This is a genomic window from Sunxiuqinia sp. A32, from assembly GCF_052690465.1.
In genome coordinates, this window is record NZ_JBQYLI010000023.1 from 62375 (window position 1) to 82947 (window position 20573).

15 protein-coding genes are annotated in these 20573 nt (G+C 36.7%); 7 read left to right on the plus strand and 8 right to left on the minus strand.

Annotation, left to right across the window (positions count from 1 at the left end; all coding sequences use genetic code 11):
* Positions 1-5 precede the first annotated feature (5 nt).
* Positions 6-1340, minus strand: coding sequence for an SPOR domain-containing protein (locus ACUNWD_RS18595; protein ID WP_445589363.1), 1335 nt, complete (start codon positions 1338-1340; stop codon positions 6-8).
* 127 nt (positions 1341-1467) lie between these two features.
* On the opposite strand from ACUNWD_RS18595, the gene bcp reads away from it, so the two are divergent.
* The 5 genes from bcp to thrC all read left to right on the plus strand — a co-directional run bounded on the left by bcp (position 1468) and on the right by thrC (position 8131).
* Positions 1468-1935: a thioredoxin-dependent thiol peroxidase gene (gene bcp, locus ACUNWD_RS18600; RefSeq protein WP_445589364.1), complete on the plus strand. Its 468-nt coding sequence runs from the start codon at positions 1468-1470 to the stop codon at positions 1933-1935.
* A 2-nt stretch (positions 1936-1937) separates the two neighbouring features.
* The gene (recA, locus tag ACUNWD_RS18605; protein ID WP_445589365.1) at positions 1938-2963 is read left to right on the plus strand and encodes a recombinase RecA; all 1026 of its coding nucleotides are present in this window, start codon (positions 1938-1940) and stop codon (positions 2961-2963) included.
* 93 nt (positions 2964-3056) lie between these two features.
* Entirely contained in the window at positions 3057-5486 is a 2430-nt protein-coding gene (gene thrA / locus ACUNWD_RS18610) for a bifunctional aspartate kinase/homoserine dehydrogenase I (protein WP_445589366.1), read from the plus strand.
* 99 nt (positions 5487-5585) lie between these two features.
* Complete coding sequence (locus tag ACUNWD_RS18615) at positions 5586-6794, plus strand: cofactor-independent phosphoglycerate mutase (RefSeq protein ID WP_445589367.1); 1209 nt, start codon at positions 5586-5588, stop codon at positions 6792-6794.
* A gap of 35 nt (positions 6795-6829) precedes the next feature.
* Positions 6830-8131 (plus strand): threonine synthase, encoded by a 1302-nt coding sequence (thrC, locus tag ACUNWD_RS18620; RefSeq protein WP_445589368.1) that lies wholly within the window; start codon positions 6830-6832, stop codon positions 8129-8131.
* Between the two features lie 45 nt (positions 8132-8176).
* Here the strand turns inward: thrC and ACUNWD_RS18625 are convergent, their stop codons facing one another.
* On the minus strand, positions 8177-10399 hold the full coding sequence (locus ACUNWD_RS18625; protein WP_445589369.1) for a COR domain-containing protein: 2223 nt from the start codon (positions 10397-10399) through the stop codon (positions 8177-8179).
* 342 nt (positions 10400-10741) lie between these two features.
* On the opposite strand from ACUNWD_RS18625, the gene ACUNWD_RS18630 reads away from it, so the two are divergent.
* On the plus strand, positions 10742-12283 hold the full coding sequence (locus ACUNWD_RS18630) for an SLC13 family permease (RefSeq protein WP_445589370.1): 1542 nt from the start codon (positions 10742-10744) through the stop codon (positions 12281-12283).
* Between the two features lie 37 nt (positions 12284-12320).
* Here the strand turns inward: ACUNWD_RS18630 and ACUNWD_RS18635 are convergent, their stop codons facing one another.
* The 3 genes from ACUNWD_RS18635 to ACUNWD_RS18645 form a co-directional block, all read right to left on the minus strand.
* Positions 12321-12743, minus strand: coding sequence for a DUF3788 family protein (locus ACUNWD_RS18635; RefSeq protein ID WP_445589371.1), 423 nt, complete (start codon positions 12741-12743; stop codon positions 12321-12323).
* Between the two features lie 63 nt (positions 12744-12806).
* Positions 12807-13322: a hypothetical protein gene (locus ACUNWD_RS18640; RefSeq protein ID WP_445589372.1), complete on the minus strand. Its 516-nt coding sequence runs from the start codon at positions 13320-13322 to the stop codon at positions 12807-12809.
* A gap of 97 nt (positions 13323-13419) precedes the next feature.
* The gene (locus ACUNWD_RS18645) at positions 13420-14655 is read right to left on the minus strand and encodes an S-adenosylmethionine:tRNA ribosyltransferase-isomerase (RefSeq protein WP_445589373.1); all 1236 of its coding nucleotides are present in this window, start codon (positions 14653-14655) and stop codon (positions 13420-13422) included.
* A gap of 69 nt (positions 14656-14724) precedes the next feature.
* Between ACUNWD_RS18645 and ACUNWD_RS18650 the strand changes: the two genes are divergently transcribed.
* Positions 14725-15771 carry a DUF2027 domain-containing protein gene (locus ACUNWD_RS18650; RefSeq protein WP_445589374.1) on the plus strand — a complete coding sequence of 349 codons (1047 nt, stop codon included), beginning with the start codon at positions 14725-14727 and terminating at the stop codon, positions 15769-15771.
* 121 nt (positions 15772-15892) lie between these two features.
* On the opposite strand, the gene ACUNWD_RS18655 is transcribed toward ACUNWD_RS18650, so the two are convergent.
* The 3 genes from ACUNWD_RS18655 to ACUNWD_RS18665 form a co-directional block, all read right to left on the minus strand.
* Complete coding sequence (locus ACUNWD_RS18655) at positions 15893-17800, minus strand: AMP-dependent synthetase/ligase (protein ID WP_445589375.1); 1908 nt, start codon at positions 17798-17800, stop codon at positions 15893-15895.
* Between the two features lie 249 nt (positions 17801-18049).
* On the minus strand, positions 18050-19366 hold the full coding sequence (locus ACUNWD_RS18660; protein ID WP_445589376.1) for an outer membrane protein assembly factor BamB family protein: 1317 nt from the start codon (positions 19364-19366) through the stop codon (positions 18050-18052).
* A gap of 457 nt (positions 19367-19823) precedes the next feature.
* The gene (locus ACUNWD_RS18665) at positions 19824-20516 is read right to left on the minus strand and encodes a class I SAM-dependent methyltransferase (protein WP_445589377.1); all 693 of its coding nucleotides are present in this window, start codon (positions 20514-20516) and stop codon (positions 19824-19826) included.
* Between the last annotated feature and the right edge of the window lie 57 nt (positions 20517-20573).

Consider the following 20573-nt stretch of genomic DNA (forward strand, 5'->3'; position numbering starts at 1 on the left):
AATCGCTATTCTCCTATTTCTGTTAGTTTTCTGGCTTCTTTCACAGGTATTCTTTCCCCATTTTTATAGGCAGCAACAAAAGCATCTTTAACACCTTCCACCCTAACTTGTGACTGCATTTGAAGTGCATCTTGAAATGATGTTAATTCCCCAACCGTATAAACGGTAACTCCTTTGTCATCGGTATATTGATCAATTTTTCTGATAACCGATAACTTTTTATACAGCTTCTGCACCCATTCGGGTGGTGTATTACTATAAGCACCGATTTGTATCTTATAAACAACCTGATTGCTTGCTGGTTGAGTTTCTTCTGGTAAAATATCTTCAACTACTTCTTTTGGCAATCTTAGAATGGATTCTTTTGCTGATTCTTCTGCAGTTTTAGGCTGATTTGCTTTGGCAATACTATCTTCCATAAAATGGATTCGAGTTGCAAAGTTCTGTATTTCCCGAGGTTGGGCATTATCCCAATAGGCGATTTCTTTTTCTCTTGCTTTCGCAAAGTGGGCATTCAGTTCCTTATTTAATTCGTAAGAATCTTTTTCTAATTGAATGATTTTGGATGCTAATTCTTCTTTTTTGGAGCCAGTAGCATCGTCATAACTCGCACGCAAAGAGCTCATCTTAGCAAGCTGCTCTTCTATCTTTTGTTCCAGTTTCCATCCTTCAATAAACGATTGAATTGATGAGCTTTCCTTAAACTGATTAATGTTTAGATATTTGATTGACGGAGTGACCTGGAAATTGATAAGGTTATTTTTTAATTCCACGGGTATGGTTAATGGCTCCGGTTCCGGTTCTGGTTTTGGAGCCTCAGCTTCAACTATTGGTTTTTCAATAACAGGCTTTGGAAATGGATTGATTCCTTGTTTACAAAGTTCGATTAATTCAGCAACGTTCGTTTCCTTAACATCTTTCCTTTTCACCTCTTTTTCAAAACGTTGGTATAGATTAACAGCCTCATCAAAATTATTGTTTGCCTGTAAAAATTGTCCTTGATAGTAGAATATTTTTGCAGGAGTATCTTCTCCATATGCATTCTGAATTGCTAATTCTGCCTCCTCTGTGAAATTTTTCGTTTCAGCCATGCAAGCAACATAGTAGTAGTTTAGCTTGTTGTCTTTTGGATAGAGGTTGACTAAGTCTTGGAAAAAGGGAAGAGCTTGTTCATATTTTCCTTCATCGAAAAAATTCCTTGCCTTAACTTCCGGATCGTTCTGCGCAAGAGCATTTTCAGGCGATCCAATGGTAACCGCAATAAACAATAGCAGAAAAATAGTTGTTAGTGATTGATATTTGTGAGAAATAAACATATTCTGAACATTGGTTTTCGTCATAAAATTACAAAAAATGTTGAAAGCTAATTTTTCTTTAACTGTTTTGTTTTTGTTGATTAATCACAGTTTAAAATCTGATTTTTATCATTAATTCAAGTATATTTGTCTCATTAAACAAAAAAGTAGGATGGCATTTTTAAGCATCGGGGATAAAGCTCCCTCTTTTAGCGGAAAAGACCAAAATAATCAAACAGTTTCTTTGGCTGATTTTAAAGGAAAGAAGTTAATTTTATATTTTTATCCGAAAGATAATACGCCTGGTTGCACAGCTGAGTCATGCAATTTAAATGAAAATTATTCTGATTGGCTGGCGAAAGGGTTTGAAGTTGTAGGTGTGAGTCCGGATAGTGTTGAATCGCACAAAAAATTTGCTGATAAATTTGGACTTAAATTTCACTTAATTGCGGACACCGAGCGTGACATTTTGGAGGCATATGGTGCGTGGGGTGAAAAAAGTATGTATGGCAAAAAATACATGGGAGTTTTGAGGACAACCTACGTGATTGATGAAGAAGGTGTTATTGCGGATGTTTTTACCAAAGTCAAGACCAAAGATCATACTAATCAAATTATAAAAGCTTTAGACTTAACGTAGATATGGCAAAAGAAGAACAATCAAACGTAAACAAAGAGAAGCTGAAAGCACTTCAGCTTACCATGGATAAAATAGAGAAAAGTTACGGTAAAGGTTCCATTATGAAAATGGGCGACCGGGTAGCTATTGATGTCCCAGCTATTTCAACCGGATCCATTGGGTTGGATATTGCTTTGGGGGTTGGTGGATTTCCCAAAGGTCGTATCATTGAAATTTATGGGCCAGAATCTTCCGGTAAAACGACTTTGGCTATTCATGCAATTGCGGAAGCACAAAAAGCTGGCGGAATTGCAGCTATTATCGATGCTGAACATGCTTTTGATCCATATTATGCCAAGAAGCTTGGTGTCGATACTGATGAGCTTCTGATTTCTCAGCCAGACAATGGAGAACAAGCGTTGGAAATTGCGGATAACCTGATTCGTTCAGGAGCAATTGATATAGTTGTAATTGACTCTGTTGCAGCGTTAACTCCAAAAGCTGAAATTGAAGGTGATATGGGTGATTCAAAAATGGGGCTTCAGGCTCGTTTGATGTCACAGGCGCTTCGTAAATTGACTGCCAATATCAACCGCACAAAAACTTGTTGTATTTTCATCAACCAGCTTCGTGAGAAAATTGGAGTGATGTTTGGAAATCCAGAAACAACTACTGGTGGAAACGCATTGAAATTTTATGCGTCGGTGCGTTTGGATATACGCCGTATTGGTCAAATTAAAGATGGCGAAGAAGCGATGGGTAACCACACTCGTGTTAAGGTGGTTAAGAATAAAGTTGCTCCACCATTCCGCAAGGCTGAATTTGATATTATGTATGGTGAAGGAATTTCGAAAACTGGCGAAATTATTGATTTGGGCGTTGCGTTCAACATCATCAAAAAGAGTGGTTCGTGGTTTAGCTATGGTGAAACTAAATTAGGTCAGGGACGCGAGTCTGTGAAAAATATCCTTAGAGATAATCAGGAATTAGCGCAAGAGCTGGAAACGAAAATTTTTGAAGCTGTTACGACAGCTACGACAGAAATTTGACCAATTTAAAATATGCAGTAATCTCTGGATGAGGCTCTATACTGCTTCATCCAGATTTTTTTTGATAAAAATAAGCCCTTAAAAAAAGTAAAAATGAAAGTGTTGAAATTTGGAGGTACTTCTGTTGGAAGTGCTGAAAACATTCGAAAAGTGCGAGAGATTGTGAAAAGTCAGGGTGACGATGTAATCGTTGTTGTTTCTGCATTAGGCGGAATTACTGACATGATTCTAAACGCCTCAAAGATGGCCGTTCTTGGAACGGAATACTTCAACACGGAAATTACGGGAATTAAAGAGAAGCACGAAGAAGTTGTAGAACAATTGTTCGAAGGAGAAAAGAAAGAACTGGTAAAAGAGCAGGTGAGCGTTTTATTGGATGAACTTGAAAAAGTTATTCAGGGAGTTTCAATGATCGGTGAGCTTACCCCTAAAACGTTGGATCGAATTGGAGGATTTGGAGAACGTCTTTCATCGTATATTATTAGCGAATTTATTGAAGATTCAAAATGGATTGATTCGTCAAAAGTTATTAGAACTGATAGTGCATTTGGAAAAGCCTTAGTCGATTTTAAGGTGACAAATTCATTGATTCAGAAAGCTTTTGAAGGTTTTTCCGGCATCTGTGTTGTGCCTGGTTTTGTTTCTTCGAATAGTGTCGGAGAATTTACAACTTTGGGGCGTGGTGGGTCAGATTATACGGCAGCAATTTTTTCTGCAGCAATGAATGTCGAAGTGCTGGAGATATGGACTGATGTTGATGGTTTTATGACTGCCGACCCAAGAGTGATCAGGAAAGCTTATACCATTAAATCACTAAGTTATTCAGAAGCGATGGAATTATCGCATTTTGGAGCAAAGGTGATTTATCCACCAACAATATTGCCAGTATACCAAAAAGGAATTCCTGTTCAAATTAAAAACACGCTTAATCCAGATGCAGAGGGCACTTTAATTACCACAAGCCATCCAAACGGAAAGGATTTACCAATTAAAGGTATTTCGTCTATTTCAGACATAAGCTTGGTAACAGTGCAAGGCCTGGGAATGGTTGGTGTTGCTGGTATTTCCATGCGTTTGTTTGGGGCGCTTGCAAAAGAAAATATTAATGTAATTCTGATTTCACAGGCATCCTCAGAGAACTCTATTTCTTTTGCAATTGATAGTTCAAAAGCAGGGATTGCAGAAGAAGCAATTAATACAGAATTTGAGAGGGAAATAGCAGCTCAGCAAATCAGCAAAATTGAAATTGAAACAGGATTGTCAATTGTTGCGATTGTTGGGGAAAACATGAAGCATACGACAGGTATTGCAGGAAAGCTTTTTAATACCATTGGGAAAAATGGTATTAACATTGTGGCAATCGCGCAGGGAGCTTCCGAGCTAAACATATCCTGGGTTGTAAAAGATAGTGATTTACGTAAAACGCTAAATGTTGTTCACGAATCTTTCTTCCTTTCTGAAAATATAGAAGTCAATATATTTATGTTGGGAATTGGCTTGGTAGGTGGAAACTTGCTAAAGCAAATAGAGCAACAACAGGAAAAGTTGTTAAAGGAAAAACACTTAAAACTAAAATTGGTTGGTGTTGCTAATTCTCGCAAAATGTTATTGAATCGTGATGGTATTGCCATTGACGGATTTAAAGATCTTTTAGAATCTGAAGGTGTAACTTCAGGTTTGGATATCTATAAACAGGCTGTTATCGATATGAATATTTACAATTCTGTTTTTGTGGATTGTACTGCTTCTGATGATGCGGCTGAGTTATACCAAGATCTGTTGGAAGCGAATGTTTCGATTGTAACAGCAAACAAAGTTGCTGCTTCCTCAGAGTATGATAATTACCAGAATTTGAAAAAAATTGCCAAACGGAAAGGTGTCAAGTTTTTGTTTGAGACTAACGTTGGTGCTGGTTTACCAATCATTAATACCTTGAATGATTTAGTAAATGCGGGCGATAAAATATTAAAAATTGAAGCGGTTCTATCTGGAACGCTTAATTTCATATTCAACACGATTTCTGCTGATGTACCAATGAGTCAAACCATTAAAATGGCGAAGGAGGAAGGATTTTCAGAGCCTGATCCACGAATTGATTTAAGTGGAATTGATGTTGTTCGTAAGCTTTTGATATTGGTGCGGGAGTCGGGGTATCGGATTGAAAAAGAAGATGTTCTGATTAATAAGTTCATCCCTGATGAATTTTTTAATGGAAGCATGGATGATTTTTGGAATGGCATTTCGACCCTGGATGCTGATTTTGAAGCAAAACGTCAGGTGTTGGATGCTGAAAATAAATGCTGGCGCTTTGTTGCCAAATATGAAGATGGAAAATCTGAAGTTGGTTTGCAGGAAATTGAGCAGGGGCATCCATTTTATGATTTGCAGGGAAGTAACAACCTGGTCATGTTTACAACGGAGCGTTATCAGGAATTTCCTATGATTATTAAAGGATATGGAGCTGGTGCTGAAGTGACCGCTGCAGGTGTTTTTGCTGACATTATCCGTGTGTCAAATATTTGATCCCCTGTCCGTTTACGGACAGTCTCCCTATTAAAAGGGAACGATGATTCTGCCGGGAGGCTGATGATGGAGTGGATTTAATTAATAGAAATTTGATTTATGAAATATATAATTGTTTTAGGAGATGGAATGGCAGATGAGCCGTTGGAAAATTACGGTGGTAGAACTCCTTTGCAAATGGCAAATATTCCTGAGATCGATAAGCTTGCAAGGCTTGGTAGATGTGGGAGATTAGTCACTGTTCCCGAGAATATGCATCCAGGAAGCGAGATCGCCAACATGTCTGTTTTAGGGTATGATGTGGCATCTGTTTTTGAAGGTCGTGGAACACTGGAAGCCGCCAGTATGGGGGTGACTTTGGAAGAAGGTGATTTGGCTTTGCGTTGCAATTTGATTTGTATTGAAGGCGAAAATATTAAGAATCACTCTGCAGGACATATCTCCAATGAGGAATCGCATGAGTTGGTTGATTTTCTGAATGAAAAATTAGGTTCAGAAACGATCATTTTTCATAAAGGAGTATCTTATCGTCACTTGTTAGTAATTAAAGGTGGTAAGAAACAAATGGCTTGCACACCTCCTCACGATGTTCCGGGAAAACCTTATCGCGATTATCTGATAAAAGCAAAAGAATCAGAAGCTCAGCAAACGACTGATTTGTTGAATAATTTGATATTGAAATCAATGGAGCTGCTGGAAAATCATCCAGTAAATCAAAAGCGAAAAGCTGCAGGAAAAGATATGGCCAACAGCATTTGGCCATGGTCTCCAGGCTACAAACCGCAAATGCCAACTTTAAAAGAAATGTATGGTATTGAAACTTCTGCAGTGATTTCAGCAGTTGATTTAATTCAGGGAATTGGTGTTTATGCAGGAATGGATGTGATTAAAGTTGATGGAGCAACCGGTTTGTATGATACAAACTATGAAGGTAAGGCTAAAGCTACCGTTGATGCTTTAAAAGATCATGACTTAATTTATTTGCACATCGAGGCAAGTGATGAAGCAGGTCATGAAGGAAATGTGGAATTGAAGACAAAAACGATTGAATACCTCGATTACCGGGTAGTAAAATACCTTGTGGAGGAAACTTCGAAGATGGATGAACCAGTTACAATTGCTGTTTTGCCTGATCATCCAACGCCTTGCGCAACAACTGTTCATACCAAAGATCCGGTTCCATTCATAATTTATAAGCCAGGTGGCGAATCGGATGAAGTGGAAGCTTATGATGAGTTCACCGTTGAAAAAGGTTCATATGGATTGATTCACGGAGCTGATTTCATGAAAGCCTTACTTGATAAATAGACTATTACTTTTGAATTTTTCCTTTTTACTTGATTATGAAATACTACAGTACCAATAAAAGCGTTTCGGAAGTGTCATTAAAAGATGCCGTTACTAAAGGTTTAGCTGATGACAAAGGTTTGTATATGCCGGAACGAATCGAGAAATTACCAGATTCATTTTTTGAAAATATCCATAAGCTATCTTTTCAGGAAATCTCTTTTGAGGTTGCCAAAAAGTTTTTTGGAGAAGATGTTCCGGAGGCTGATTTGAAAGAGATCGTTTATGATACCCTGAACTTTGATTGCCCTGTTGTTCATGTAAATGATAATATCTACTCACTCGAACTATTTCATGGACCTACGCTGGCTTTTAAAGATGTGGGTGGACGTTTTATGGCTCGTTTACTTGGTTATTTTCTGAAAGGAAATAAAGAGCACGTTAACGTGTTGGTTGCTACCTCTGGTGATACTGGAAGTGCGGTTGCTAATGGTTTTCTTGGGGTAGATGGTATTCATGTTTACGTTTTATATCCAAAAGGGAAAGTGTCCGAAATCCAGGAAAAGCAATTTACAACACTTGGTCAAAATATTACTGCAATTGAAATTGATGGAACTTTTGATGATTGTCAAAAGTTAGTAAAAACAGCCTTTTTAGATAAAGAGCTTAAATCATCACTAACGCTGACTTCAGCAAATTCTATTAATGTTGCGAGGTTTTTACCTCAGGCTTTTTATTATTTCAATGCCTATGCACGTTTAAGAGAAAAGGGAGTTACAGAAGATATTGTTGTTTCGGTACCGAGTGGAAATTTTGGAAACCTTACTGCCGGATTATTTGCCAAGCAAATGGGCTTGCCAATTAAACGCTTCATTGCAGCGAATAACGAGAATGATATCGTATACAACTATTTGAAAACCGGAAATTATGAGCCTCGTGCTTCTGTGGCTACCATTGCAAATGCCATGGATGTTGGTGATCCAAGTAATTTTGCCCGAATTTTAGATTTATACGAACATTCGCATAATGCGATAAAAAGAGAGATGAAAGGCTTTCGGTATTCAGATGCTGAAATACGCGACGTGGTAAAAGAAGTTTATAATAAATATGCTTATTTGCCCGACCCACATGGTGCAACTGGTTATAAAGCCCTTGAGGAAGATTTATTGGATGGAGAAATTGGTGTATTTTTAGAAACAGCTCATCCCGCAAAATTCACGGAAACAGTCGAAAAAATCATTGGTGAAGGAAAAGTTCCACTTCCCGATAAATTGGCTGAATTTATGAAAGGGGAAAAGCTTTCTATTCCTCTCAGTAAAGAGTTTGATGATTTTAAAGCATTTTTGCTTACAAAATAAATGAAAGGCTTCACTTTAGTGGAGCTTTTTATAACGAAATTATTTTTAGAATATTTCAAATAAGTTAGTCCCAAATATTGTTGCAAGTGCAGCAAGGAGGGTAATAATAGAGCTTATAATAATCCAAAATCGAGATCTCCGTTTTTTGTGTTTTGTGACATTGGTGTTTCTTTTAATATTAATTTTTTCGGCATTTATTATTTGAATATTATCACCGTTAATGTTTAATTTTTGAAAGTCTTTCATTTCACTTTTATTTGAACTTGGGAGTTCCTTTATTATTTCTTCATTTAATAAACGATGTATAGGAACTGAATTGAAATGTTTTTGACATTGCATCGCTTCATTATTTTTTTCTTTAGCTATTAACAAATTATTATACTCAAAAAAATACGGTGTCTCATCTTTAAGACATCCTGAGCAGCAACACGGCAACATAATACTTACCTCTGGATTATTAAGCGTTTTATTGATAGATTGTATTTCATGCCTTATTATTGAAAGCAATAACGGGATTTCATTACCAACTATTCTTATTGTTATTTTTCTATCATAAGCGTTTGAAATTATTAACATTTTTGATGAGTTAAATTTGAAAATCACTCCATTTCTCCAGAAATAATCATTGTATATTAGATCATGTTTTCTTGCAATTAATCTTGTTATAATTCCAGAAGGCATAAAATTGTATCTATATTCAAATATAAATCCATCACTGAAATCGACATCTATTTGTGGTTGTGATACAGAGAGTAATTCTGGAATAATGTACTTATTTGTATCTGGAATTTTAAAGCAAAGTTCAAATTTATTTAATAATTCAAGTAACGCAATATGCGTATCAAAAGGATAATTATACCATATTGTTTTTAAATCACTGAAATAGAATTGACCTTTATTTAGTAATATTTCTTTTCTATCCAATAGGTTGTAAACTGCATTTGTCGCCCATTCTGGTTTTAGAAATATGATATCTTTTAATATTTGATTGTCACAAAAGTTTAGGAAGACTCCCAAGTCATGAAAATATCTGCTTAAGTAGTTTGCTTTTTCCTTATTTAAATCGAATTCTTTACATATTGCGATGTATTCATCATAACTAATGTAGTTTTTGTCTATTTTTTGTAAATAATTTCTTATTTCTATCCATTTTAATGGCAAGATATCACCAACAGATGGCAACTTTCTAATTTCTTTTTTAATTTGATCTTTTAGATCTAAAATTCCTTGGTTAGTTTTAACACTAACCTTTGAAAAATAGACGATATTAGGAAATCTTTTGGCGAGTGTTATTTCGTCGATCTCTCTAATTCTTTCATCTACTTTGTTTAGGACGAGGATTATTGGTGATTTATTGCTTAATAGGTTGACGATGTTTAACCAATAATCAAAAGTCATGTGAAAATCCTTGCGGGCTTCCCATACTAATATGTAGAGAGATCTACGAGTTAAAAAAAATTGATGTGTTGAATGATAAATTTCTTGACCTCCAAAATCCCAAATGTTGAGATGGAAGGAGTTTGAGTCGTCTCCACCTAAATTAATTCTGCCTATATCAATACCTTCAGTTGAATTTATTTTGTTATGATTAAATAAAAAATTGTCGTCTGTCAAGCATTTCATTAATGATGTTTTACCAACACCTCCTTCACCAACAATGAGTAATTTTGCTTCATTTAGTCTTATACCCTCGGAATATTTTAAGGAAATAAAATAATTTTTAATTGCTGGTAAGCCCTGTGAAATGATTTCAATGGAAGGAACCTGAAAAGGATTAAATTTTAAAATAAGCTCTTTTAATTTTGGTAAAAAAGCAATAGATATAGGTAGTTCAGTTAATGAGTTGTCGCTAATGTCAATTCCTTCAATATTTATTAAGTCTCCGATGGATTCAGGTAAAACTTTTAATTGATTTTTTCTTACTCCTAGTTTTCTTAGATTAGTTAATTTTCCTATTGTTTCCGGTAAATTGAATAAATGGTTGCCATATAAATATAATTCTTTTAAACTTATAAGTTTATATATTTCATTCGGCAGCTCTGTGAGATCATTGCAAGACAAATCTAAGATTTCAATTTTTTTTAAGTTACATATTTTTGATGGAATTACTTTTATATGGTTGTCACTTAAATTTAAATGTGTAACGTTTGAGATATTAAATACTTCTTCAGGGATAATTTCAATTTCAAGGTTGGATAAATCAAGATAGCTTGAAGGATTTTTTCTGTGGTTGCTAAGTTTAAGATTAATAAGCGAGTAGTCGATCATTGGGCTGGAAATTTAATTTTTTGATAAAATATTAAATATAATAAATTTATAATATTTAGATAGTTAAATTGGCTGCTAATATTTTCTTTACCTATATTATTCGATAGAATTGTCACAAGTTTGAATCGAAAATTTTCATATATATTATGTGTTTTTTATCCAAATTTTATTGGAACTAGTTTTCTGTAATATTGATACCTAACAAAATTATTTTCTATTGGAGCTTCTTTTTTGTTTCATAGTTGATTTCGGGATCAATATGAACTTTTCAAAAATTATTCTGTTTGAAACAATGTTCAGAATTCAAAAAATCACGATTAACTAATTACCAAAAACCAGATTATGGCTGAAGGAAAGCAGTTTGCCACCCTTGTCAATCACAAGATTTTAATTGCAGGAGTTGTGATATTTTTCGCAATGGTTTTTGGTTTGAACCTTCAACCCGGGCATCCTCAAGTTACATTTACTGCTGCTGTTGCCGTTTTAATGGCTTTATGGTGGGTGACAGAAGCCATACCCATCGCGGTGACTTCTTTGCTCCCGATTGTATTGTTTCCAATTATGGGCGTTATGGATGGTAAAGATGTATCCAATGCCTATATTAATTATGTTATTTTCTTGTTCATTGGTGGGTTTGTTATGGCCTTGGCAATGGAACGGTGGGAATTACATCGCCGAATAGCTCTTTGGATTCTTTCAAAAGTAGGAGGGGCCCCTTTCATGATTATATTCGGATTTATGCTGGCTTCAGCATTTTTATCCATGTGGATGTCTAATACAGCGACAGCCATGATGATGCTTCCTATTGCGCTTTCCGTTTCCAATCAATTAGATAAATTTCATGGTGAAGAGAAAACCAAATCGTTAAATGTTGCCATATTAATTGGAATTGCTTATGCCTGTTCCATTGGCGGAGTAGCAACTTTGGTTGGAACACCACCCAATTTATCATTGGTTCGGATTTTCAATATTATATTTCCGGAAGGCCCTGAAATCTCTTTTGGTGAGTGGTTGATTTTTGCTTTGCCCCTGGTTGTTGTGATGTTTGCCGCGGCTAATGTGCTTTTGTATTTAATGTTTCGTCCAAAGAAAGGATTTAAGAAATTGGAGAAACGCTTCTTTCGGGGAGAATATCGCAAGCTGGGAAGCATGACTACAGAACAAAAAAGAGTTTTAGTCATTTTTGTTGTTTTGGTTCTTCTGTGGGTATCTCGCAAAAGCCTTGAAATAGGAAATTTTTCTATTCCCGGATGGAGTGAAATTTTACCTGTTCCCGAGTATATTAATGATGGCACAGTTGCCATCTTCATCGCATTTATTCTTTTTATCACACCCTCTTCTAAGAAGCGAAAAGGCCTTGTGGATTGGGAAACAGCAAGGAGAATCCCCTGGCGAATTGTTTTGCTTTTTGGAGGTGGTTTTGCTTTAGCTCAGGCTTTTGTAGCTTCAGGATTATCAACATACATTGGAGAGCAATTAGCGAGTGCAGGTCAGCTTTCATCATTTTCACTGGTTGGACTAATGGCTGCTGTAATGACCGGCTTAACTGAGTTTACATCCAATACGGCAACAACTGAAATGTTACTTCCAGTGGTGGCAGGTGTGGCAGTTCAAATTCAAATTAATCCATTGTTAGTAATGATACCAATTACGTTGGCAGGCTCGATGGCGTTCATGTTTCCCATCGCAACACCTCCTAATGCCATTGTTTTTGGAAGCGAACGAATCTCCATGTGGGATATGGCAAAAGCTGGTATCTTCCTAAATATAATTGCCATCACCCTAATTACATGCTTCATGTATTTTTGGGGAGTTGTTGTTTTTCAAATTGACTTTTCAGTTTTTCCGGATTGGGCAATTCAAAATGCGATGAACACGCATTAACATCACGAAAAATAGAAATTATAGCTGGCTAAATAATCTATTTAAGTTTCAATTTAAGATCAATCAGTTTTTTAATTTCTTCAAGATCATCTGAGCTTTCAACATCAATATAGATGCAGCGTGATCGGTTGAACGCTTGTGCGTTAAGATAATCGTGCTTTAATTTTTCAGATAAATCACTTTTAGTGATTTCCTTCTCATATTTCTCCGCAAACCAGAATGCTATTCTAAAGGTGCTGTTCAGTAGTCTGATCCAAAATAATGTCTTCTTTTTCCGAAGAGTTTTAAGCATCCAAACTTTGCCATCCTTATAATAGTTCCAATGTAGAGTAATATCGCTACTGATTTTATTTAAATATGAAAACGTTTGTTCCCAAATTACTTCTTTGTCGCCAATAATGCTAAATACTATTTCATCCGTAGGGAGAATTTCTTCTGAAGTTAATTCTCGTATTTCCATGAGTTTGATTTTTTATCTGCTAAAATAGTGAAATAATATGCTTTGTTTATTGAATTTAAGTTATCATTTTGCTTGCAGCGTTACTTCGTACCAAGTATTATTATCAATCATTTGATAGCTGAATTTGGTATTCATGTAATTTGCGAGGGTAGTGAGTATGCCATCTGAGGCTTCCAAAAAATCATTAAAGCTTATACCATACATATTTCCATTCTGAAATAGCATACCGATATTTTTCATCTTGAAGCGAATCACTTTATCGTTCTGCTCTACAATTTGCATATCGCTATATGGATTCACTCCTTTTAAAATGAACATTATTTGATTCGCAAAAAAGGCAAATCCATCAGTAGGGTTCCAGAAAACTTTAAATTGATTTCCAATGTATTCGCCGTATTCTTTTGCAGATGTTCCCTCAGCTTTTGCAAAGGTTATGCCTGTTGCAAAGTAAGCGATGACATGATTGTATAAAACTTCTTTTTCTTGTTCTGGTGTAATCTCAGGAACCGCGATTAACGATTGTGCATTGATGTTGCTTAAACAAAAAAAGCACAGGATTGAAAGTAGAAAGTTTTTCATGATGTCTTGGTTTTTAGTTATGGTGAATACGCTCATTTTACGTATTCCTCCAAGACATGTTTCTACTTCGGATAAATGTCAATTAATGGATATTTGCCTACTTTAAGTACAGATTGCTGTCCCCGTAGCTCAGGAAGCGGTAATCGTGATCCAGCGCATGTTGGTATACTCGTTTCCAATCATCTCCAAGGAAAGCAGAGATTAGTAACAACAAGGTGCTTTGTGGTTGGTGAAAGTTAGTTAGCATTCCATCCACAATCTGAAATTCGTAACCTGGAACAATTATGATTTTTGTGGAAGCAATCAAGAATGAAAGTTGGTTTTTACTTAAATAATCGAGCAGGCTAATTAGGGCTTGTTTTGCTGGAATTTTGTCCTCATTCTGATAGGGAGCCCATTGATTGACTTTTAATTCGTGAGGAAAAGCATCGGGGTGTTTGAGAAGTTGAACACCCAACCAATAAAGGCTTTCCAATGTGCGAATAGAAGTTGTTCCAACCGCAATTAAATGATTGGAATGTTGAATCAACTTTTCAATAAACTCACGGGTAACAATAATTTGTTCTGCATGCATTTCATGGTCAGCAATCGTTGCAGATTTTACAGGTTTAAAAGTGCCTGCACCAACATGGAGGGTAACTTCAGCACATTCAATATTTTTTGATTTTAGCGAGTCAAACACCCTGTCTGTAAAATGCAGTCCGGCAGTGGGAGCAGCAACTGAGCCTTTAATTTTGGAATAGATGGTTTGATAACGTTCCAGATCATCTTCCTCTGTTTCCCGGTTCAAATAGGGTGGGATTGGCAATATTCCTGCTGCTTCTATGATGCTGGCAAATTCTGCCTTTGAACTGTTCCAGCTAAATTTTACTTGTACATTTCCGTCAGCCTGCAAGAGTTTTTCAGCTTTCAAAATAACCGCTTCTCCATCAACCTCAATTTCTTTTTGTAAAACTTCCTGTTTCCATTTTTTCAGGTTTCCAACCATGCAATTCCATGTACAGGATTCCGTTTGTTGAAAACTGATTTGGTAGTCTGCCGGCTCGAGTGGATCCAAACAAAAAATTTCAATTCGTGCACCGGTTTGCTTTTGAAATTGCAGTCTTGCACGAATTACTTTGGTATTATTAAAAACCAACAAGCTATTTTCTGGTAAAAGTTCACTGAGCGAATTAAAAATGGAGTCGGCAATGTTTCCATTCTTCCAAACCAATAATTTTGATTCATCGCGATTTGCCAGTGGATATTTTGCAATTCGTTCGTCAGGTAATTCATAATCAAGTGCCTGCGCACTCAAATTCAAAACAGCTTTTGTAGTTTCTTTATCACTCATGGGCTGCAAAATTAAATAATAAATGGTAGCCGTTAAAATAGTTTGTATTTTTGGGCAAAAATCAGTGATATGTTTAAAGTTGGAGATAAGGTAAAGTTCTTAAATGATGTTGGTGGTGGTGTCATTACCAAGGTCATTACACAAAATATGGTTCATGTAGAAAATGAAGATGGTTTTGAAATTCCGGTTGTGGCTTCGGAAATTATTTTGGCCGGTGATCAACCAATAAAAATGGAAAGTCCGTCTGTTCAGGATTTTGTACAGCAGGCAAAACCCAGAAAAGTAGTTGAGCCGGAACCGGAGCCTGAAGAGGATGAAATTGTTCTGGTAGAGGGAAATGATGAACCTAATTTTCAATTGGCATTTGTTCCGGATAATGAACGGAATCCGTTGGATGGAGCGATCAATATCTACCTGATCAACGATTGCAATTTCTTTTTGTTGTATCATTACAGCCATCTCAAAAAAGGTGATTTTGAGACCCGGGAAGCTGGAAAACTGGAACCTAATACGAAGTTATTAATCGGAGCAATCTTACAGGTTGAAATTGCTGATTTGCCGGAATTTTGCTTTCAATTGATTTTTTACAAGGATAAAGCTTCACGAATGGAAAAACCGGTTACCAGACAGATTAAAGTCAATCCGGTTCGTTTTTATAAAGCAGGTAGTTTCACAAAGTCGGATTTCTTTAGAAATAAAGCTATGCTATTCAAACTGAATGAATCTGAATTGGAACAAGCAGTTGAAGCATTAACGAAAAGTGAAACGAAGAAGGTTGTTAGGGGGAAAGAGCGGGCAAGAACTGTAAAAAAGGTCGAGCAAAAAACTGATGTAGTCGAGGTTGATCTTCATATTCATGAATTACTTGATGATACTCGTGGTTTGTCGAATGCTGATATGCTTCAGGTACAAATGGATAAGTTCCGGGAACAAATGGAGGCAGCAATCAAAGGAAATGCGCGAAAAGTAGTTTTTATTCATGGAATGGGAAATGGCACATTAAAAAATGAATTACGCCGTGAACTTTCCCATAAATACAAGCAATATCCATTTCAGGATGCTAGTTTTCAGGAGTATGGTTACGGAGCGACTATGGTAATACTTAGGAGAAAGTAAATAGCAGAAAGTTACTTGATTACCGAATCTTCCATTATCAATGAATCATGTTCAAATAGAACTAAAAAATAATAGTTTGAATTTTAATGCCAAGACTCGCAACCTGTAACCGGCAACTTGACTAGCTATTCCACTTTTTAATGGATTCCAAATTAAGCTCATTCACAATATTCTTTGCTTCCGGAGAATACAGGAATTCCAGCTCGTTGGCAAAGTATGTTGTGATTTTGTCACGGACCATCTTCATCGTGGAGTTCAGCAAATGATTTTGTTCGGTGAAGGCTTCTGGCAGAACAACTATCGTTGCCGGTAGCCAGCGTTCCGGAAACATGTTTTCAAATTCGCCACCAGACTTATATTTATCGACTTCCTGTTGAATCAAACGGAGACTTTCTTTATTGGCTTCATTTGTTCCCGGTTTTATTCCTTTGCTTTCAAGCAAACGGTTGATGGCCGCTACATTGGGCACAATCATTCCTGAAGTATATGGATTCTGGTTATTGTAGAGCATGCATTGATCAATCAATTGCGATTGGTCAACCAGTGCTTCTTCAATTCCTTCCGGACTGTACTTCTCACCATCATTTCCGATCAATAAACTTTTAAAACGGCCTAAAACATAAAGGAATCCATCTTGATCCATATAGCCCATATCACCAGTATGAAGCCATCCATCTTTAATGGTGTCAGCGGTTGCTGTTGGATTGTTCCAATATCCAAGCATTACATTGTCACCTTTTACAATGATTTCACCTTTCTGTCCGGTGGGTAATTCTTTCCCTTCATCATCAACAATTTTAAGTTCCATGTATTTGACCAACTTGCCAGACGAGCCAAATTTAATGGCATGTAAAGCATTGGATGAAATTACAGGAGCAGCCTCTGAAAGACCATAACCCTGGCACATTGGCATTCCAATGGCATAGAAGAAACGCTGTAGCTCAATATCAAGTAAAGCTCCACCGCCAATGAAAAGTTTAATGTTTCCACCAAAACCTTCCCGGATTTTTGAGAAGAGAATTTTATCGTAAATAGCAAGTAATGGTTTGTAAATGAATCGTAATCCTTTTCCACGATCATGGCCATGGCCATTGTATTTATAAGCGATTTTTAATGCATGATTAAACAGCTTTTCAATGGTTTTACCTTTTTGTCGAATATTACCTTCAATTCCTTTACGGAAGTTTTTAGCCAAAGCAGGAACGCTCATCATAACGTGAGGCTTGATTTCCTTAATATTTTTAGGAATGTTCTTTAAGGTTTCCATTGGTGTTCGGCCTATTTCTAGCGATGCAATGCTGGCGCCGTTATACATGAGGCAATATAAAGCTGCCGTATGAGCAAACGCATGGTCCCAGGGTAAAATAATCAGCGACTTCCAGTCCTCTGTAATTTCCATTAGGGTGTTGCCCTGAATCACGTTAGCTGCATAATTTAAATGCGAAAGCATAATACCCTTGGGATCGGCAGTGGTTCCCGATGTGTATGAAATATTAGCCAGATCATTTGGTTCGATAGCTTTGTACACAGTTTCCAGTTTTTTTGGGTTCTCTGCATTCAGCTTTTTACCGGCTTCAAGAATGTCCGAATAATTGATGTCATTCTCTCCGGGATTATCTTTGCCATCCATGTAAATGACCTTCTCCAGTTCCGGAAGCTCCTCTCGGATGCTTTCAATTTTTTCAGCCTGCCCGGCAGAAACAATCACCATTCTTGCTCCTGAGTGGCTTAAACGGAATTTCAATTCGCTTTTTGCATCCAGCTTTACCGATAGTGGAACATTGATAGCGCCGGCATATAAAATGCCCAGTTCACCAATTATCCAGTAATCACGGCCTTCAGAAACCAGTCCGATGCGATCCCCTTTGTTAATGCCTAAAGCGAGCAGTCCAGCGGCAAAGTTGAGCACATCTTCATGGGTTTTTTTATAGGTTCGTCCTTTAAACTCACCATCTTGTTTTTCCCATAAGTAAATGTTATCGGGGTATTTGCCTACACTGGTTTCAAAAAGTTCTACAATCGTCTTCATTCCTTTAGCCTTTAGTTAGTATGTTCGCAGCACAAAATCAAAAATACGATTTTTTTGCTAGTGGCAAACCAGTGGTTGATCCGCTTGAGAACTGAGCTTGGCACTACTTGATTTATAACAACCTTATCTAACGTTTCACCTCTGGAAAAGTTAAGAAGGCATGATTATTTGAATTATTTATAAGTCTGCCGTTTGTTTTGATGCAGGTTCCCGATTATATATTGAAATGCTTTAGTTCAAAAGAATTTTCTATTTCGCAACTTTTACGCACAACATTTGGCTTTGATTGCGGATTAAGAGCTTCCCATCAGCCAACGCAATAGGTGCCCAGTTCTGTATTTTACCACCACCTTGCGAATCACTTGAACCTTCTTCTCCAGTACTTTTTGTTTTCAGTAGTTCTGCTGAGGCTAATTGCTTAAAACCTGATGGATCCGGTTCAATTAAATATAGAGAATTGAACCCGTCTGTTGCAAGAATAAGCCCATCTGCCAAAATCATGCTGCCCTTGTTGAAGTCAGGATTGCGTTTTGTTTTCCACATTATTTCACCATCAAGACTCATACATACCATGCCATCTCGTCGGCTATTGGTTCCGTATTCCGCATAGAAATGATTTTCGTAAAATAAAGGTGTCTTGGTTTGGTCGCCAAATTCTTCAGTTGTGAAAAGCTCTGTCGTGGAATAGGTCCCATTGGTCTGTTTCTTTACCTTGATCAAGGTGGCTCCCAATTCGTAACCACCGGCAATTAGTATTCTGTTTTCGCCAGCGTCCACCGCACTTGGTACTGGAATGTGGCAATTCCAGTTTGTGTATTTCCAAAGGATTTCACCTGTTAATGGCTCAATCCCCACCACATTCCCCATACTTCCTCCTCTGCGATCGGATGCAGTGATCATGACCACTTGTTCATTGTCATCAATATTCACAATTGCCGGGCTTACATAACCTACAGTACCCAAGGAGGGAGTTTTCCATTTTACATCACCTGTGAGTTTGTCATAGGCTACTATTCCGGCTTCAGGTGCTTGAGATGCAAGAATTAGTAGTTCGCCATATATCAATGGGCACTGTACGATTGCCCACATCGGAATTTTTTCTCCCCCGAAATCGGTCCAGACATTTTTATTCCAAACAGGTTTCTGTGTTTTTATATTGAAACAGTACAAATCACCATATGGTCCACATGAGTATACCTGATTGTCATCTACGATAGGTACACTCCGAGAACCGGGAAACATGACGCTTCCAGGAGCGTTGTAGCTGTATTTCCATAGCTCTTTTCCGCTTGCAAGTTCAAAGCAACGCATAATATCACCATCGTAATCATCACGGTCTAATAAGTAAACCTTGCCATCTTTCACAACCGGACCACCAAAGCCGATTCCTACATCAACAGACCAAACTACCTCTGGGCCACTATCAGGCCAGGTTCTCATAATTTCTTTTTGAGGGGACATACTGTTTCGATCCGGACCCAGATACTGAGGCCAGTCTTGTGCCCAAATATTTAACGTGAAAATTGATAGGATTACTGTTAGAATCACTGTTTGCTTCTTTTTCATGATATACCTGTTTTGATTAGTTGATGACACTTTATGCTTTAGTTTTTACTAATACTAATGATCTTTTTATACTTCTTGGTATTACGTTCATACGGTTTCCCAATTGACAGGTTTTCATTTTTCCTATAATTCCGTGTAATCAATTTCGCCTAATAGCTTTTTTGTGCAGTCGCAGCTATGGAAAATTTTTAAGTTCAAGGAATTTAGTCCGTTATGCTTCTTAGCAGATTGTTTGCAAAGTTTAATGGAGGTAAATATTTAGCTTTATTAGCTAAACCGTCGAGAGCGAATTGGTGGATTTCCGTTGGGGACTGTTGTTGAAGTACCCGCAGGTTTCCGCCTAAATTCGTTTAATTTTATTTGGCTGCGATCCTTTTCTTTTTGATTATCGAAAAGAATTAAATAGTGAGCCAATAAAGAATAACATATGTTGTAAAATTTGGAACAGACTAATCTATCATTTTATCGCCTCAATATATAAGGACCGATAATCTTCATTTGCTTCTGATGGATAGGTTCCTTCAAATAAAAAATCATCTCTGTTACTTTTTTGAAAATCCATTTTGTAAATATTATCGATTTTAAAACCTGCTAATATTAAATCTGACTGAATTGTTTCAAAATCCCATGCATTCTGATGAGCAAGTGAGTTTGCACCTAAAAGTCCAATTTGTCCACTTGGAGATAAGAAATCTTCTCTCATACATTCAAAAATTGTGTAATCCTTTTTGTAAACCTTCTTTGCTCTTTCCCTTCTCCTTTTAAATAATTCAAATTCTTCATTTCTATTTATATATTCCATTATACTCTTTTCAGCATCAGGGAGTATTAGTCTTATAATACCATCTTTCTTTAAAACTCTGTATAGTTCTTTGAATATTAATGGTGTTTTAAAAATACTCATGTGTTCAAATACATGAGAGCCATAAATACAATCGACAGAATTGGTTTTTAATGGAATAGTTTCGCAGTCCTGGAAGTTTACAATTATATCTCCTAACCCGGGATCTACATCTACGCTTAGCCAGTGTTTGTCTGGTTTTTTCCAATTCGGTCCAGGCCCAAGATTTAACTTTATAATTTCCGCATTCTCAAATTGTATATCCGTTCTCCTATTTAAATTAGGTATGCTGTTTGACTTCAAATGCATTTGGACACATTTTGATCTAAATTTAAGAGATACTTTTCAGGTTTGAAAATTTTATGT

Coding starts and splice junctions, on each gene's coding strand:
- bcp (WP_445589364.1), top strand. CDS start 1,468: ATGGCATTTTTAAGCATCGGGGATAAAGCTCCCTCTTTTAGCGGAAAA.
- thrC (WP_445589368.1), top strand. CDS start 6,830: ATGAAATACTACAGTACCAATAAAAGCGTTTCGGAAGTGTCATTAAAA.
- recA (WP_445589365.1), top strand. CDS start 1,938: ATGGCAAAAGAAGAACAATCAAACGTAAACAAAGAGAAGCTGAAAGCA.
- thrA (WP_445589366.1), top strand. CDS start 3,057: ATGAAAGTGTTGAAATTTGGAGGTACTTCTGTTGGAAGTGCTGAAAAC.
- ACUNWD_RS18630 (WP_445589370.1), top strand. CDS start 10,742: ATGGCTGAAGGAAAGCAGTTTGCCACCCTTGTCAATCACAAGATTTTA.
- ACUNWD_RS18595 (WP_445589363.1), bottom strand. CDS start 1,340: ATGACGAAAACCAATGTTCAGAATATGTTTATTTCTCACAAATATCAA.
- ACUNWD_RS18650 (WP_445589374.1), top strand. CDS start 14,725: ATGTTTAAAGTTGGAGATAAGGTAAAGTTCTTAAATGATGTTGGTGGT.
- ACUNWD_RS18625 (WP_445589369.1), bottom strand. CDS start 10,399: ATGATCGACTACTCGCTTATTAATCTTAAACTTAGCAACCACAGAAAA.
- ACUNWD_RS18660 (WP_445589376.1), bottom strand. CDS start 19,366: ATGAAAAAGAAGCAAACAGTGATTCTAACAGTAATCCTATCAATTTTC.
- ACUNWD_RS18655 (WP_445589375.1), bottom strand. CDS start 17,800: ATGAAGACGATTGTAGAACTTTTTGAAACCAGTGTAGGCAAATACCCC.
- ACUNWD_RS18615 (WP_445589367.1), top strand. CDS start 5,586: ATGAAATATATAATTGTTTTAGGAGATGGAATGGCAGATGAGCCGTTG.
- ACUNWD_RS18645 (WP_445589373.1), bottom strand. CDS start 14,655: ATGAGTGATAAAGAAACTACAAAAGCTGTTTTGAATTTGAGTGCGCAG.
- ACUNWD_RS18640 (WP_445589372.1), bottom strand. CDS start 13,322: ATGAAAAACTTTCTACTTTCAATCCTGTGCTTTTTTTGTTTAAGCAAC.
- ACUNWD_RS18665 (WP_445589377.1), bottom strand. CDS start 20,516: ATGCATTTGAAGTCAAACAGCATACCTAATTTAAATAGGAGAACGGAT.
- ACUNWD_RS18635 (WP_445589371.1), bottom strand. CDS start 12,743: ATGGAAATACGAGAATTAACTTCAGAAGAAATTCTCCCTACGGATGAA.